The following is a 16469-nucleotide window of genomic DNA, read 5'->3' as shown; positions in this document are numbered from 1 at the left end:
TTATTGTAGCACGATTTGGCAGTGGCGATTAGCCAGAGCTATTTCTCCAGGACAAATTCAAAGCGCGAACCCACGTACTGGGTGTGAACGTATTCAAACGGCCGCCCGTCCTGCAGGTAGGAGAGCTGACTCATCCGCAGCAGGGCATCCCCTCGCTTGATCTGCAGGTAAGTGGCGATTCGCTCCGTGGCCTTGGTGGCCGAAATCATCTGAACGGCGTGGCCGGGATAAAGGTTGGCCTTCTTCTCCAGGGTCCGGTAGAAAGAGCTCGTGACCTCCTCCTTGCTGAAATTCTCAATCAGCTGGGCCGGAATTGTCGCGATTTCAAAGCAGATTGGGACGTCGTCGCCGTAGCGGACCCGCTCCATCCGCAGGACCTGAGCCCCGGCCGGCAGCTTGAGCTTTTCGATCTCAGTCTGGGACGGGATCGTCAGGTGGTAGGAAATCGTACGACTGGAGGGCCGCTTGCCGGCCGCCTGCATCATCTCGGTAAAGCTGGTGACCCCAGACATCTTCTCCTGGACCTTCCGGTTGGCTACGAAGGTCCCGGAACCAACCCGGCGCTCCAAAATCCCCTCGTCGACCAGGGCCTGAATTGCCTGGCGCAGGGTCATCCGGCTGACGTCAAAGCTGGCTGCCAATTCCCGTTCGGCCGGAATCTTTTGGCCGACCGTCCACCTGCCGCTTTCGATGTTTTCGCGGAGCTGATTATGAATCTTAATATATACTGGTGAACCCATTGCACTTCCCCCTCTTATGCTCTCTTCAGCTTGTTCTATTCTAACATGGAATCACCTATCTAGACCAATTAAGACATTGTTAAAATTTTGCCTACCAAAAAGAGGCAGGAACCGTGATGACCAATCGGTGGTTCTTGCCTCTTTGTTACTTGCGCAGTGCCAGGCCGCGCTCCAATGAACGATCAACAATGATGGACTGAGAATCGGCAACCGGGTACTCAGTCTCCGGGTCCATTTCCTCAGCGTAGGAAAGCTCCGTGCAGCCCAGGATGACGATGTCGGCGCCCTCTTCCTCGATCATCTTCCGCACCAGCTCGTGGTACTTCTGGCCGTTGGAGTGGCCGGCTTCCTTGATGTCGTGGTAAATCAAGTCCTCCGTTTGATCAACGATCTCCGCGGTCGGCTTGATCTCCTCGTAGCCGGCGGCCGTGATGTAGTGGTCGTACAGACCGGACTCGATGGTCCCCCGAGTCGCCAGCAGGCCAACCTTCTTAGCGTCTGGCTTGATGTTCTTGATCGCCTTGACCGTTTCGTCAAGCATGTTCAGGATCGGAATGTCGGTAGCCGCCTGGAGCCGGTCGAAGGCGTAGTGGGCGGTGTTGCAGATCAGCACGAAGAAGGCGGGCTTGAGCAGGCTCTGCTGCTTGATGTCCTCGATCAGGGCCGGGTTATAGTCGGGCTTGGAATGGTCCAGGATCCAGGTCGTCCGGTCCGGAACCGTAGCGTGGTTAACGACGATGTAGTCCAGGTAATCCTGGTCACGATGAATCGGCGTCCGCTTGTCCAAGATCCGGACGTAGCTCTCCGTTGCCAGGGTCCCCATCCCACCAAGCACTGTGAAGAATTTTTTCATTTTATCTTTAACCTTTCTCTACCGGTCGTCATGACAAGAGGGCCACGAAGATCGGTCCTAGTAATGTAATACCAATATTACCAACTACGAAGGCGGGCGTAAAGGCAGCCGCATAGTAGGCACCACCCTCGGGGCCAGCCTTCTGCGAAATCTCACTCATGGCAGCGGCAATCGTGCCGGAACCGGTCAGTGCCCCCATCAGGGCCAGCGGTTCCATCCGCAGAACGTAACGACCAAACAAGAGGGTCAAGAGGTGTGGTGCAATCGAGACAACCGCCCCGATGATCAGCACCCCGAACCCGAGGCTCTTGATCGCACTGGTAAAGGCCTGGGCTGATTGAAGCCCGACCGTGCCCACGAACAGTGTCAAGCCGAAGCTCTGCATGAAGTCCGTGACTGTGACCGGAATTGACTTGTAGTCCCGGTGCCGGTCAATCCACGAACTCAAGAGCAGTCCCATAATCAGGGCCGCCGTTCCGTTACCTAATTGAAGCGGGATACCATTTAATTTTAAGCCGAGAATCCCCAAAAGGGAAGCCCCACCGATCCCCAAAGAAAAGAGGACGTAGTTGATCGCCTTGTCGGTCGTCGCCCAGCGCCCCATCTTCCGCAGAATCGCCGCGGTCCGCGAGGTGTTCCCGGTCAGGGAGATGACGTCCCCGGGCCGCAACTGGTTGATCAGCTGCTCGTTCCCGGTAATCGGGTCCTGAATGTTAATGAAGACACCATGCTGGCGCAGGATGGCCAGCAGGACCGGCCGGAAATTCTTTCCCAAAACAAATTTCCGTTCCTTTGGTGCATTAGTTGGCGTCAGGACTTCTTTGATTCCCGGAACCTGGTGCAGGCGGTCGAAGTGAACGGCATAGCCAATCACCGTCACCATATCCCCCGGTTCGATCCGGTATTCCAGGTGATCGGTCATTTCCAGGTCACGAAAGACCGCCAGGGCAATCAGGTGGTAATCGGACCACTTGTTAAACTGGGCAATCGTCTTGCCGACCAGGGGCGAGTCTTCCGCTACCAGGTAGGTCCGTCGCCAGGTCGGGTTTGGGTTTTTGGCGTGGAAGTGGTACCGACGCGCCATCGCTGGGCCCTGTTGTTCAACCTTGATTCCCAAGATCTTCGGTGCCAGGTCCCGCAGGAAAATGATGACGCCGAGGGTCCCAAAGACATAGGTTAAGGCGTAGGCAACCGGCAGCTGGGCCTCGTAGGCCGCCTTCACCGCGTGACTCACCGGCAGGGCCTCAATCGTCTGCATCGAACTGGCGACGGTTGCCGACTGGGTCAGTGAACCGGAGATGATCCCCGCACCGACCCCGGGACCGATGTGGAAGGCCACAAAGAGTCCCCAGGAGACCAGGAAGACGATCAGCATCCAGAACAAACTGGCCAGGATGATCCGGGCCCCGAAGATCCGCAGACTGACCAGCAGCTGGGGGCCGATTCGGTAGCCGACGGAGAACATGAAGGCCCCAAAGAAGATCGTGCCGAGCATTTCATCACGCGGGAAGGCCCCGATCTGGCCAACAATCAGGGTGACGACCAGGGTCCCCACCGTCGCCCCGATGTTAAAGCGGCCACCGATCTTGTAGTTGCCGATCGCAAAGCCAAGGGCCATGCAGATAAAGAGGGTAAAAATTTGATTATTCACCATGAAGTGAACGATTGTGTGCATTATTAATTATCTCTTCTATACTTTCTTTTGATTCAGACAACATTATCACATTGCCAGTATTTGAATTCAATTGAATCACCAGTTTAAAAGCAAAAGATGAGACAGATTTAACTCTGCCTCATGCTTTTCTTACTTCTTTTCAATAAAGTACTTTTCAAAGTTTTGCTGGTAATTGTGGTTGATCCGCTTCTCCATGATCCAGCGCATCAGGTTCATGTCGCGGTCGTAGTGGAAGGTCGTCCCGTAACGGCCCTCCTTGATCAGCTGTTCCGCCTGATGCTTAATTTCATTGTCCTTGGCGTACTGGAGGAAGGTCTGCTTGCCCACCCCGAGCCAGAGTTTGTACTGCTTTGGATCCTGGTTGGCGTAGATTGTTTCCTGGTCCTTCAGGTTGTCAAAGATGTAATCCTCAACCGGGAAGGTGGCCAGCTGGTGTCCGTTCAGCGAAGTGAAGAAGCTGGAACGTCCCTGCCGCGGGTTCAGATCAAAAACCTTGAACTGGCCGTCACGCCGGTCGTACTTGAGATCAAAGTTGACGAAACCGGTGAACTTGACGCTCTCCAAAAAGCTCTTGATATTCTTGTAGATCTGCTCGTCGTAGGCTGGCATGATGGCAACGTAATTACCGACATTAGCTGGGTTGCAGTCTTCCAGCAGCGGGTGGCCGAGGCTCATCAGCTTGACCTCGTGGTTGCGGTCGACGTAACAGTTGATCGTCCGCATGTTGCTGTCGTCGCCGGGAATAAATTCCTGGAGGATCAAATCACCCTTGTAGGGGCTGTGCTCGTAGATGATTTCCAAGACTTCCTGCAGGCGCTGGGCATCCTTGATGATGTAGGCCTTTTCGTAGCCCTTGAAATTCCCCTTGTGCCATTCAACCGCGTCGGCCGCCTTGAGGGCGATCGGAAAATCAAACGGTGACTGGTAGTGCTTGTAGTCGAGGTCCGGCTTCAGAATGTCGGTCTTTGGGTATGGCAGGCCGTATTGTTCACAAACCTGGTAGAACTCTTCCTTGTTGGTCAGCTTGGCGACTTCCTCGTAGTCGGCGTATGGACAGGCCATGTACTTGGACAGTTCCTTGCGGTTCTTGCTGACCAGTTCGGTGTAATCGTCCCCACAGCTGATCAGGACGACCTTCTTCCCCTGGGCAATGTATTGCTTAGCGGCATCAATCAGGACCTTGGTAAAAACATCCGGGGCCTGCAGGTCTTTGTTGAAGTGCAGGTCGACAATCTTGGAAAAACGAGTCGGCGCTAATTCGTGGCGGGCGTACAGGTGGGACTTGATCCCGTACTTTTCGTACATCGACCGTGCCATCCCATAGGCGTTAAAGTCGCTCCCCAGAATCAGCGGAACAAAAGGCTGTTCGCTCATTAATCTTCCTCCTTATTTTCGTTATCGTCATTCTACAAGCCCCTATTTTACCATAAGTTTAGTTGGTGGCCCGAATTTTCATTCGTTTTTGAATCCGGTAGTTGTTGACGATCGCCGTCAAGGCAATGATTGCCATCGCGAAGAGGAAGAGGTAGTCGAAGCGGCCACCCCGGTACGACCGCGCCGCCAGTGTCCCGGTCCCGTTATTTTGGAAGAGCGCCATGACGGCCGACAGGAAGACGGTGCCCAACGAGCCAGCAAACTGCTGCAGCATGTTAAAGATGGAGTTGACGTCCGCGCTGTTCTTTGAGTCGACCAGCGTGGTGGCGTTCGAGATGGTGTTGGAGAACGAGAAGTTGAAGCCGATCCGCATGAGAATGAAGAAGGTCATGATCAGGATTGGAGTCAGTTGACGTTGGAAGAACACAAAGCCAGCGATCCCAATTAAAAGAATGCTACCACCAGTAGTGACCGGCTTGGCAAAGCCCTGGCTATCGGCCAAGCGTCCGGCAAGTGGGGCAATAAAAGCCCCGATGACCGAACCCGGCAGCAGGATCAGGCCGGCCACCGTTGCGGAAGTGTTGAGCACGTATTCCGCGTACAGGGGGATCACCAACGAGACCCCAATGTTGATGAACTGGAGGTTGAAGTAGGTCAAGGTCGACAACCGCAGCGGGTGCACCTTGAATACCCGCAGATCAAACAGCTGCGACTGGCCATGGTTGTTGATGTAGATAAAGAGAGCAAAGAAGACAACGAACAGGACCAGCCAGCCAACGATCGGCCAGCCCAAGCCATGTTTCCCGATTGTCGACAGGCCGTAGACGATCGAAAAGAGCGCCAGTGAAAGGGTCAAAAGACTAGCGTAGCTGAAGCGCTTGGTGTTACCCAGCGGCTGATTGCGGATAAAGAGCTGGCCCAACAGCAGGCTGACCAGGGCGAATGGGATCAGCAACCAGAAGATCATCCGCCACGAGCTGGCCTCCGAGATCCAGCCACCGTAAGTCGGTCCGAGGGCCGGGGCGAAGGAGATCACCATTCCGGCAAATCCGGTCATCGATCCCAGTCGTTCCCGCGGGATCTCGGTGAAGATCAAGTGAAACAGGATCGGCGTCGACAGGCCCGTCGCCACCGCCTGAACCAGCCGGCCGATCAACAGCATCGGAAAGTTCAGGGAAAGCGCCCCCAGCAGATCGCCGATGATGAAGGCTGAGACGGCAACCAGTTGCAGCCTGCGAGCCGGGAATTGCTTGAGCAGGTAGGCCGTGGTTCCCATCGTGATGGTCGCCATCAGCAGGTAGCCAGTCGTGACCCACTGGACCGTGTCCAAAGAAACGCCAAAGGTTTTTGACAGTTCCGGGTAGGTGACGTTCATCGAGGTTTCGTTTAGAATCCCGATGAACGTCAGGAGCGCCAGCGAAATAATTGCTAAGTAAATGTGTTGTAGTTTAGTTTTAGCCAAACTATCCCCTCCTTTAAAAATTTAAAATAAAAAGCGCTATGGTGATTAAAGCTCCACCACAGCACCCTAAAGTTGTTCTTTTGATGTTGATTTGATTATACCAAAGATCAAAATATTTTTCATGGTTAAATCCTATTGCCGGCTGAGGGCCGTCAGCCACTCCTTCGTCCCCGCATCCAGGTTCGGATCAACCTGAAATGGGAACGGCGCCAAGAGTGCCCGCACCTTGCTCCAGTCGATTTGACTGTCGTGATAAATCGTGGCCAGCAGCATTTTGGCAGTCTGTTGGCGCAGGGCGGCCGGCGCATTTGGCTGCTTTAGGAAGGTAATGGCGCTGGCCTTGTCGGCTAAGAGCTGCGCCACCACCAAGCTAACCTCCTCCTTGGTCAGTAACCCCGTCAAATAGCAGCGCTGCCGCAGTGGCACCGCTGGGACTTCCTTTTTCAAAAAATCCTGCAAGAGATCCCATTCCGGCAGCAGCTGCATGTAAAACTGCCAGGGCGCCCGGTGGTTAATGTCCTGTAGCAGGACGGGCACCAGGTCGCTGAGCTTGCCGTGATAAGCCAGCAGCTGATCGGCTAATTCGATCAAGAAGCGTTGGACGGCCTCCTGAGAGTCCCGCGGAACCCGCTTCTTGGCGGTCAGGGCAAAGCGGGCCACTAAAAAGTCCGTCAGCTGAGAGTCGGGAATGGTATTTCCCGGGAAATGTTTTTTGACCTTAAAATTATTCAGCTGTTTGATTCGCGTTGACTTGGCAAAGTGTCCCTGCTTCGGCATATTGTCCCCCTCTTTTGGCTAAAGAAAAAGCCGGCAACCGATATCAGTCGCCGACCTTAGTACAGTTGGGCTAGCTGGATTCGAACCAGCGCATGACGGTACCAAAAACCGTTGCCTTACCGCTTGGCTATAGCCCAATAATAAAATGGGGGAGAGTGGATTCGAACCACCGAACCCGAAGGAACGGTTTTACAGACCGTCGCGTTTAACCAGACTTCGCTACTCCCCCAAAAGGTTGAGAGGATTAATTACTGATCAGTAACTAATCAACGTTTATTATAATACCGAATTTCCGAACTAAATGCAAGAACTTTTTAAACAAAAAAATTGCCGTCCCGCAAGACGGCAATTTTAGCTGTAATCAAATGAATTTTCTCAAAGGGTTTTAGTCCACCCCGCCCATCAAAGCGTGAATCCGCTTGACGAAGAACATCAGGATGATCCCGAAGGCAATACTTACCAGACCGATCGTCAGGAAGTATGGCACTTCAGTTGCTGATGAGTAGAACTTAACGATCTGGGCGTTGACCGCCTGGGCAGCGGCATCGGCCAGGAACCACATACTCATCATCTGGGACTTAAAGGCCTTTGGTGCCAGCCGGGTCGTAACGGCCAGACCGATTGGTGAGATCAACATTTCACCAATTTCAACGATGAACCAGGAACCAACCAGCCAGAATGGGCTAACCCGTCCAGCGGTCGTCCCGTGAATCAATGCAGGCAGTGCCATGAAGGCGTATGACAGACCGGCGAAGACCAGCCCGGCAGCAAATTTACCAGGGGCACTTGGCTGGTTCTTCCAGTGATCCCAAAGGGTAACAAAGACCGGCGTCAGGATCATGATGAACAGTGGGTTCAAGGTCTGGAAGTTGGCAGCGGCGAAGTGCCAGCCACCGATGTGCAAGATGGTCCGTTGTTCGGCGAAGAGGGCCAGAACAACTGAACCAGATTCTTCAATTGCCCAGAAGATTACGGCCGCGATAAAGAGCGGAATGTAGGCCAGCACCCGTGAGTGCTCTTCCTTGGTAACCTTCTTGGAGTTCAGCATCATGATGAAGTAGTAGATTGGCAGTGCAATCGCAATGATCGTGATGATCGTGATGATGTTGTTGACGTTCAGCTGACCCATGGCAGCGAGCAGGCCCAGGACAATCGCTAAGGCAACGATCCCAACCAGACTCCAAATCAGGACTGGACGAAGACTTTCCCGGTCGATCGGGTCATCCGGGTAGAGGCTGTCCTTGGACAGGTACTTCCGTCCACCGATCGCGTATTGGATCAGGCCAAAGAACATCCCGATGGCGGCCAGGGAGAACCCGGCGTGGAAGTTCATTTCGCCATGGAAGAGGTTGAGGCCAAAACCGTTAGCAGCCCACGGAACAGCCCATGGTGCAACGGCAGCCCCCAAGTTGATCCCGAAGACAAACATACTAAAACCGGAATCCCGGCGCCGGTCGTTTTCAGAGTAAAGGCCACCAACCATTTCGGAAACGTTTGGCTTCAGCAGCCCGGTCCCGATAACGATCAGGGCGATCGAAACGTAGAGGGCACCAACGCCAAACGGCAATGACAGGGCGATGTGCCCGAACATGATCAGGACACCACCGATAAAGACGGTCCGCCGTGGGCCCCAGACCCGGTCAGACAGCCACCCACCGACAACCCCGGACAGATAAACCAAGGATCCATAGATGGACATGATCGATGCGGCGGTGGTTTGGTTCATCCCTAAACCACCCTTGGAAACGGCGTAGTACATGTAGAATAACAGGATTGCCCGCATTCCGTAGTAACTAAACCGTTCCCACATTTCAGTGAAGAACAGCGTAGATAAACCACGCGGTTGCCCGAAGAACGCGGTATCAATATCTTTTTGCTTACTCATCGAGTTATATTCCTCCAATTATTGCAAAGTCAGCTTAATCATTCAGAATACTCATTCCAAATATTAGAAAAATCTAACTTTCTTGTAACAATGTAACTATTTTAGACCCGTCCTCTAAATTAGTCAATGGAAAAATAAGTTTTTGATGAGAGAATACCGGCATTTTGTTGCATTTCGCTTAAAAATATTTAGGAAGGCCAGCAGACGGCTTTAATGATCTTAAGACTGGAAACCCTTTCGACGACACAATATGAACCGCCCTACCGTCCCTGCCGCTCACGGCTGATTAACCAGACGTCAATCACGATCAGGTAGGCAATCGATAGCACAAAGATGACGTTCCCGATGTTTGCCCAGTAATGACTGTCAAAGAAGCCGAAGAAAAACATGCTCAGCCCCAAGGCAATCGCCCCTGGCGCCAGTGCCATCCCCGCGCTTAACTTGATCAGCAGTGGCAGCACGATGGCCCACCAGGATTTTCAGCCACTTACCCCGCAGCAATTGCAGGCCAACCACCATGAATACCAGACATAAGAGCAAATATACGATGTCCATTCTTGAATCCTCCATTGTGAAAATAAAAAAAACGGCTGATGAAAACATCAACCGCTCTGGAAAGCTCCGGCAGTCAGACTCGAACTGACGACAACCTGATTAACAGTCAGGTGCTCTACCAACTGAGCTATGCCGGAATAACAAATCAACGATAATTATTATAGCATGCCCCGCCGGAGTTGCAAACATTTTTTTGAATTTTTATCTTTAATATGATTACAGGCTTCTGTGCCGCCGGATCACCCACCGCCGCAGCTCGTCAATCAAGATTAATGGCAGCGGTACGCAGACCAGCATCAGCCAGTCCTGCCGGTACAGTGCTTCGGTTCCGAAGACGTCCTGCAGGAGCGGAACGTAGCTGACGCAGATCAGGAGGACAATTTCAAAGGCGATCCCAATGAAGATCATCGAATTGGTCAGGAAGTGCCGGTTAAACATCGTCCCGAATTGGTAACGGATGTTCAAGACATTGGCGACCTGACAAAAGATGATCAAGCCGAGTGCCAGGGTCGTCGCCTGCCGGTAGTCAAAGCCAGTGGCCGGCAGATCCGGATAGACGTGACCGTGCAGGTAGTTGGCCATGAAGAAACCGCCCATCGCAATAATTGACGACCAGAGCCCGTACCAGCCAAACGCCTTCCCCAGCAATGCCCGGTTGATCAGGTGACTGTGGCGAGAGCGCGGTGGCTGATGCATCGTCCCCGGCTCCGGATTTTCCCGTCCCAGGCCTAGTGCCGGCAGCATGTCTGTCCCCAGGTCGATAAACAGGATTTCCATCACCGTCAGTGCCAGGGGAATTCGCCCGCCGGAGAGCAGGAAGAAGACCGATGGGATGGCCTCGGGCATGTTGGAGTTAAGGATGTAGAGCAGGAACTTGCGGATGTTGGCGTAGACGCCCCGCCCTTCACGAATGGCGGTCACAATCGAGGAAAAGTTGTCGTCGGTCAGGATCATGTCCGCCGCTTCCTTGGCAACGTCGGTCCCGGTCTCCCCCATGGCGACCCCGATGTCCGCCTTCTTGAGTGCCGGTGCGTCGTTGACCCCGTCGCCAGTTACCGCGACGGTCTTGCCCATTTGCTGAAGCATATCGACGATCCGGTACTTCTGCTCCGGTGCCATCCGGGCAAAGACAACCTCACCGGACAGAACCTGGCGCAATTCATCGTCGGACATCGTCTTCAGCTGCTCACCCGTTACCGCCACCAGGGGCTTGTCAGGATCGGTCAGGCCAATCTGCCGGGCGATGCTCTTCGCCGTCAGGCTATAATCCCCGGTGACCATGATGATCTTAATGTGGGCATTCCGACACTCGGTGGCCGCTTTCATGACCTCCGAACGCGGTGTGTCCATCATGACCGAGAGCCCGATGAAGGTCAACCCTTGTTCAACGGCAGCAATCGTGGCCGCGTCCAGGTTTTGGCGCAATGCGTCGGGCAGGATTCGCCCGGCAACCGCCAGCACCCGCAGGCCATGCTTGGCATAACCGTCGTTGGCGCCCATCACCTGCTTCTTTAATTCGGCGGTCAAGGGGACAATCTTTCCCTGATTTAGATAGGTGGTACACTTTTCGATCACGCAGTTAGGGGCACCCTTCGTGTAAACGTCAAAGCGGTGCGTTCCCTTGTCCTTTAAGATGACGGTCATCATCTTCCGTTCGGAGTCAAAGGGCAGCTCCTTGATCCGGGGCGTGGCCGCTTGTTCTTTTTCAACGGCAACGCCACCCTTGCGTGCTACCACCTCGAGGCAGGCCTCGGTGGGGTCACCGAGAATCTGGTAGCGCGGGTGGTCCTTGGTTGGGGCGACGATCCGCGCATCGTCGGCAAAGCCCCCGCCCAGCAGCAGTTCCTTCAAGCTCTCGTTATCGCGATAGGTTTGGTCGGTTGGTCCAGCCATGATGCTACCGTGAGCGTCATAGCCCTCGCCGGTTACCGTGTAGTCACGCTCCGGCGTCCACAGGTGCTGGACCGTCATTTCATTTTTAGTCAGTGTCCCGGTCTTATCTGAACAGATCACCGACGCACTACCCAGCGTCTCCACACTGGAAAGCCGCTTGACCAGGGCGTTATGCCGAGCCATCCGTTGAACCGCTCCGGCCAAGGACAGAGTGACGGTCGGTTCCAGGCCTTCTGGAATAAAGGCTACGATCATCCCCAGGGCAAAGACAAAGGACTTTACCAGCGGATAGTGAACGAAGTAGATGGCCACCACAAAGAAGACCACCCCGATGCTGACAGCCAGGACGGTGATCTGCTTAGTCAGGGTGTTGAGTTCCCGTTGGAGCGGGCTCAGGTCTTCCTGCACGTTTTGCGTCAGGGCAGCGATTTGGCCGAAATCAGTCTGCATCCCGGTCTTGACCACTACCCCGGTGGCGTTGCCCTTCATCATCGAGGTCCCAGAGAAGACAATGTTGTCCAGGTCGAAGTGATTGGTATCAGCCTTGGCCTTCACGGCACCGCTCTGCTTATGCACCGGCGTTACCTCCCCGGTCAAAGAGGACTGGTCCACGGCCACGTCCGTCGAAGCAATCAGCCGGATATCGGCCGGGACGTCATCGCCCTCCTCCAGCTTCACCACGTCGCCGGGTACCAGGTCGGCCGACAGAATCTTGATCTCCTTGCCGTCACGAATGACCCGACTGTGGGCCGGCAGCATGTTCTGCAGGGCATCGGTGGCCTTGCCCGCCTGGTATTCCTGCCAGAAGCTAAAGCAGCCGTTAATGATGTTAACCAACCAGATTGCAATCCCCAGTTCCGTCAGCTGGGCCACGAAGGCGATTAAACCGGCTGCCCACAGCATGATGGCCATCAGTCCCGTAAAGTTCTTAATAAACTTAGTGAAGAGGGATTCGCCGCTCTTCTTTTCCAAAATATTTTTGCCAAATTGTTTTTGTCGTTTTTCAACTTCCGCAGTGGTCAAACCCTGGTCACGACTGGCGAGCCGCTGATAAATTTCGGCGGGTTGGAGCCGGGCTATTTCGATGGTCTGATCATTTTGGCTGTTTTTCTTGTCTTCGTCAGCCATTTGTCACCATCTCCCACTTTAGGGTTATTCTAACGCCGATTGGGAAAGATGGTTAACATTTGCACAATAAGTGGCACATTTTGTGCAATCTGTGCACTTTTCACCAGGTAGCAGTTAAAAAAGCCGTTTGGTGAACGACAATGTTTCACCAAACGGTATTCTAATTACTTCGTGATGTCGGCCCCAAAGTACTTCTGGGAAAGCTTCTTGACGGTGCCATCCTTTTGCAGCTGTTGGAGGGCCTGGTTATAGGACTTCTGGATTGCCGGATCCTTCTTATTAAAGAGGGCGGAAATCTTGGCTGGCTTTTGCTCGCTCGAAACGTCGATCATCTTCAAGCCCTTGGTGGCATGCTGCTTAGTGTAGGCATACCAGGCTTCCCGTGAGTTGACGGTCCCGGCTGCCCGACCCTGGCGAACCATGTCAAGGGCGCTGGCAAAGTCGCTGTTAGCCACCAGCTTCCCCTTGTGCTTCTTCACCACGGTGGCGTTGTTAGTCCCGGTCCCGGCAACGATCTTCTTTCCGGAGATCTGCTTCAGGTTAGTGATCTTGCTGCTCTTCGGCACGATCAGGGCGAAGTGGGAGCGAATGTAAGGCGTTGAGAAGTTGTACTGCTTGGCCCGTTCCGGCGTCTGGGTAATGTTGTTCATCACGACGTCAAACTTGCCGGCGCCCAGGCCCGCAATCAACGAATCCCATTTGGTTGGTACAAAGTGGGCCTTCAAGCCCATCTTCTTGGCAACGGCCTTGCCGAGGTCGACCTCAAAGCCGGTCAGTTTGCCGTTCTTACGATAAGAATATGGAGAATAGGTTCCCTCCAGGCCGATCGTCAACTCGCCCTTGTGCTGGAGCTCGGAATTGACGCTGGAACTGGCGGCGTGAATGCTGGTGACGCTCCCCGCGGTTCCCAAAGTTAATGCGGCGACAACTAATAATGCTTTCTTCCAAAACTTCATAATTTATTTACCTCTCTTAGTCTAAGTTTTCCATTGTCATTGATGCAATAAAGCTCTTGATCCGTTCATTGGGATTATCCGGCGCGAAGAATTGCTCCGGCGCCCCGTCGAACAGGACGTGGCCGTCCTCCAGGAAGACGATCTTGTCGGCGACGTGGCGGGCAAAGATCATGTTATGGGTCACGATCACCATCGATTGCTTTTCCCGGGCCAGCTGGAGCAGGACCTTGAGCACCTCCAACTCCAGTTCGGGGTCGAGGGCCGAGGTCGGCTCGTCCAACAGGATGTATTCCGGATTCATCGCCAGGGCCCGGGCGATGGCCACCCGCTGGGCCTGACCACCGGAGAGCTGGTTGGGATAGGAATCCCCGTACTGGGCGAGTCCCACCTTGGCCAGCAGCTCGTTGGCCGTCTTAGTGGCCACCGCCTTACTCTGCTTGAGGACCTGGGTCGGGCCCTCGATGATGTTGCCCAGCACCGTCTTATTCGGGAAAAGGTTGTAATCTTGGAAGACCATCCCCGTCTTCTTGCGCAGGGCCAGTTTTTGCTTGTTGGTGATCTTTTTGGCAAAGTCGAGTTGCAGGTCATCAAAGTCGTAGCGGCCGCTCTCCGGCACCTCCAACAGGTTGAGGGAGCGCAGGATGGTCGATTTTCCAGAACCGGATGGCCCGACGATCACCGTCGTCTTGGCGGCTGGAAAGTCAAGGCTGACGTCGTGAAGCACGTGCTTTTCACCAAAGGTTTTGTTAACATTGCTGATTTTCATTGCATTTCACCTACCCAATCTTTGTCTGCTGACCAAGGCGCCGTTCCAAGTAGCCCTGCAGGTACGAGAGCACGGTGGTGAAGACGGCGTAAACCGCCGCGACCAGGGTGTACATCACCAGGGGCTGATAATTTTCCGCCGCAATCTGCTGGCTGACCGCGAACATCTCCATGATCGTGATCGAGGCCGCCAGTGAGGTGTCCTTCACCAGGCTGATGAAGCTGTTCGACAGCGGCGGCAGCGCAATCCGCAGTGCCTGGGGCAGGATAATGCGCCAGAGAATCTGCCAGCGGGTCATCCCGATCGAACTGGCCGCCTCCCATTGTCCCCGCGGTACGGCCGCAATCGCCGCCCGGATGGTTTCAGAAGCGTAGGCCCCGGTGTTCAGCGAGAAGGTAATGATCCCCGCGGTGAACGGTTCCAGCTTAATACCGTGGGGCAGGACTCCTTTGATCCGCAGGTATGGTAGGCCAAAGAAGACGATGAACAGCTGGACCAAAAGCGGCGTGGACCGAAAGAGCCAGACGTAGAAGTGGGCGATCCACTTCAGGATCATGAAGGCACCGCGCTGACGCGACAGCCGGATCAAGGCCGTCACCAGGGCGATGATGAGACCGAAGAAAAATGAAATAATGGCAAGGGGAATCGTGTACTTAAAGCCAGCCGCCAGGAGCTGGGGCAGCGATGATTGAATTGTTTCCCACATAGTTGATAATCCTTTCCTCAAAAAATTAGGATAAGAAAAAGGCGCAAATTCAAGAATTCTTGAATCTGCGCCTTATGCATTTATCCCGTGTTGTTAGTCGGTCACTTACTTAAAAATGAGCACGCCAAAACATGGGTCGCATAAGACGCGATCCACAACAACAAACACTAGCGTTAACAAATGGTTTGTTGAACATTTGACGTTTCCTCCTAATCAATGATGGTTACATCATAGCTTATTATAAGTAAGCTGTCAAGGAAGAGTTTCAATTACTTTTGGGCCTTCTTCGGCTTCAGCCAGAACGAGCAGATGAAGCCCAGGGCGGCGAAGATGAACGAAGCCAGGAAAGCGTACCAGTAACCGTGGTTGAGCTGGCTGGCCCGGGAAAGCCCCTCGCCCGCCGTGGACTGGGTTCCAAAGGCAACAATCATCATCAACAGGGCCGTCCCCAGGGAACCGGCGATCTGCCGAACCGTCGAAGAGGCCGCGTTCCCGTGAACGTAGAGCTCACGTGGCAGGGCGTTTAACCCTTCGGTAAAGGTTGGCATCATGACGGTCGCGATCCCGACAATCCGGAAGGCGTAGGACCCGGCCACGATCCACAGGCTGGTGTGTGGCGTAAAGAACAGCATCGGCAAACTCCCCAGGGCAATAATTGCAAAACCAACGAGGGAAAGATTCCTGATCCCGTACTTATCGTACAGCCGACCAGCGATCGGGCTCATCACCCCTTCCAGGATTGCCCCCGGCAGCAGCATCAACCCGGCATGGAAGGCCGAAAGCCCGTGGACCCGCTGCAGGTAAAGGGGCAGGACCAGTTCCACGCTCAAGAGGGCGATGTTCGAGATGGCGCTCAGGACGGTCGTGAGGTTAAAGACCCCGTTCTTAAATACCTGCAGGTTGACCAGGGGAACGGTGAGCTTCAGCTGACGCCGGCAGAAGGCCACGATGACCACCAGGCCCGCCACGATAGCCAGACCGTTGATAACATCGATCCGGCCGAGGTTACCGATGTCCGAGAAGCCGTAAAGCAGGGCTCCGAAGCCCAGGCAGGACTCCATGACCGAAATCCAGTCCACTGCCTGGCTGGTGTCGACGTTGACCACGTTATGGGCCACGAAGAAACTAACGATCATCAGCAGGGCGACCCAGGGGATCAGGACCCCGAAGAGCCACTTTAAGCCGAGGTTGTCAATGATCCAGCCCCCGACCGTTGGCCCCAGTGCCGGCCCAAAGGCAACTACCAGACCAATGATCCCCATGATAAAGCCCCGGTCCTTGACAGGGAAGAGCATCAGGACCACGTTTTGAATCAGCGGGATCATGGACCCGGAGGCGATCGCCTGGATCAGCCGCCCCGCCAGCATTACCCAGAAATTAGTGGCAAAAAAGCCGATTACCGAACCTACCAAGAAGATGGTCAGCAGGCTGAGAAAGGTATGCTTGGTGTTGAAGCGGTGAAAGACCCAGGCCGACAGTGGGATCATCAGCCCGGTCACCAGCTGGTAACCGGTGCTGACCCACTGGGCGATCGATTGGCTGACATGGTACTGGTTGATAATCGTCGGCAAGGCATTGTTGAAGAACGTTTCGGTCAGCATCATGGTGAAGGCCCCGAGGATCAAAACCGCCATCATCTTGACCTTTTTATTTTGCGGTGAATTAATTGTGAGCATGATTCTCCTCCATTCTATAGCTA

13 protein-coding genes and 3 tRNA genes are annotated in these 16469 nt (G+C 54.2%); all 16 read right to left on the bottom strand.

The annotated features are described in order from the left end of the window. Window positions 1-38: 38 nt before the first annotated feature. Window positions 39-740 carry a GntR family transcriptional regulator gene (locus LKE23_RS09160; protein WP_291977034.1) on the bottom strand — a complete coding sequence of 234 codons (702 nt, stop codon included), beginning with the start codon at window positions 738-740 and terminating at the stop codon, window positions 39-41. A 145-nt stretch (window positions 741-885) separates the two neighbouring features. Continuing rightward, the gene (locus LKE23_RS09155; RefSeq protein ID WP_291977032.1) at window positions 886-1593 is read right to left on the bottom strand and encodes an aspartate/glutamate racemase family protein; all 708 of its coding nucleotides are present in this window, start codon (window positions 1591-1593) and stop codon (window positions 886-888) included. A gap of 28 nt (window positions 1594-1621) precedes the next feature. After that, window positions 1622-3247 (bottom strand): TrkA C-terminal domain-containing protein, encoded by a 1626-nt coding sequence (locus LKE23_RS09150; protein ID WP_291978293.1) that lies wholly within the window; start codon window positions 3245-3247, stop codon window positions 1622-1624. 150 nt (window positions 3248-3397) lie between these two features. Next, the gene (locus tag LKE23_RS09145) at window positions 3398-4642 is read right to left on the bottom strand and encodes a carboxylate--amine ligase (protein WP_291977030.1); all 1245 of its coding nucleotides are present in this window, start codon (window positions 4640-4642) and stop codon (window positions 3398-3400) included. A 58-nt stretch (window positions 4643-4700) separates the two neighbouring features. Then, window positions 4701-6104 (bottom strand): MFS transporter, encoded by a 1404-nt coding sequence (locus tag LKE23_RS09140; RefSeq protein WP_291977029.1) that lies wholly within the window; start codon window positions 6102-6104, stop codon window positions 4701-4703. Window positions 6105-6236: 132 nt separating this feature from the next. Then, window positions 6237-6881 (bottom strand): hypothetical protein, encoded by a 645-nt coding sequence (locus LKE23_RS09135; protein ID WP_291977028.1) that lies wholly within the window; start codon window positions 6879-6881, stop codon window positions 6237-6239. A 65-nt stretch (window positions 6882-6946) separates the two neighbouring features. Next, a tRNA-Gln gene (locus LKE23_RS09130) sits at window positions 6947-7018 on the bottom strand. Between the two features lie 9 nt (window positions 7019-7027). After that, window positions 7028-7110, bottom strand: a tRNA-Tyr gene (locus LKE23_RS09125). A gap of 156 nt (window positions 7111-7266) precedes the next feature. Beyond that, window positions 7267-8766 (bottom strand): peptide MFS transporter, encoded by a 1500-nt coding sequence (locus tag LKE23_RS09120; protein WP_291977027.1) that lies wholly within the window; start codon window positions 8764-8766, stop codon window positions 7267-7269. A gap of 260 nt (window positions 8767-9026) precedes the next feature. Beyond that, window positions 9027-9227 (bottom strand): hypothetical protein, encoded by a 201-nt coding sequence (locus LKE23_RS09115; protein WP_291977025.1) that lies wholly within the window; start codon window positions 9225-9227, stop codon window positions 9027-9029. A gap of 158 nt (window positions 9228-9385) precedes the next feature. Then, window positions 9386-9458, bottom strand: a tRNA-Asn gene (locus LKE23_RS09110). Window positions 9459-9537: 79 nt separating this feature from the next. Continuing rightward, a complete protein-coding gene (locus LKE23_RS09105; protein WP_291977024.1) occupies window positions 9538-12342 on the bottom strand; it encodes a cation-translocating P-type ATPase in 2805 nt (934 codons plus the stop codon). 164 nt (window positions 12343-12506) lie between these two features. Further along, window positions 12507-13298, bottom strand: coding sequence for a transporter substrate-binding domain-containing protein (locus LKE23_RS09100; protein WP_291977023.1), 792 nt, complete (start codon window positions 13296-13298; stop codon window positions 12507-12509). A 16-nt stretch (window positions 13299-13314) separates the two neighbouring features. Continuing rightward, complete coding sequence (locus LKE23_RS09095; protein WP_291977022.1) at window positions 13315-14064, bottom strand: amino acid ABC transporter ATP-binding protein; 750 nt, start codon at window positions 14062-14064, stop codon at window positions 13315-13317. 10 nt (window positions 14065-14074) lie between these two features. Beyond that, window positions 14075-14770, bottom strand: a complete 696-nt coding sequence (locus LKE23_RS09090; RefSeq protein ID WP_291977021.1) for an amino acid ABC transporter permease — start codon at window positions 14768-14770, stop codon at window positions 14075-14077. Between the two features lie 269 nt (window positions 14771-15039). Then, window positions 15040-16446, bottom strand: coding sequence for an MDR family MFS transporter (locus tag LKE23_RS09085; protein WP_291977020.1), 1407 nt, complete (start codon window positions 16444-16446; stop codon window positions 15040-15042). Window positions 16447-16469: the final 23 nt, after the last annotated feature.

It is taken from the genome of Limosilactobacillus sp. (genome assembly GCF_022482365.1).
Lineage (GTDB): Bacteria > Bacillota > Bacilli > Lactobacillales > Lactobacillaceae > Limosilactobacillus.
Note: the sequence above shows the minus strand (reverse complement) of the source record. Positions and strands in the feature narration are given on the sequence as shown.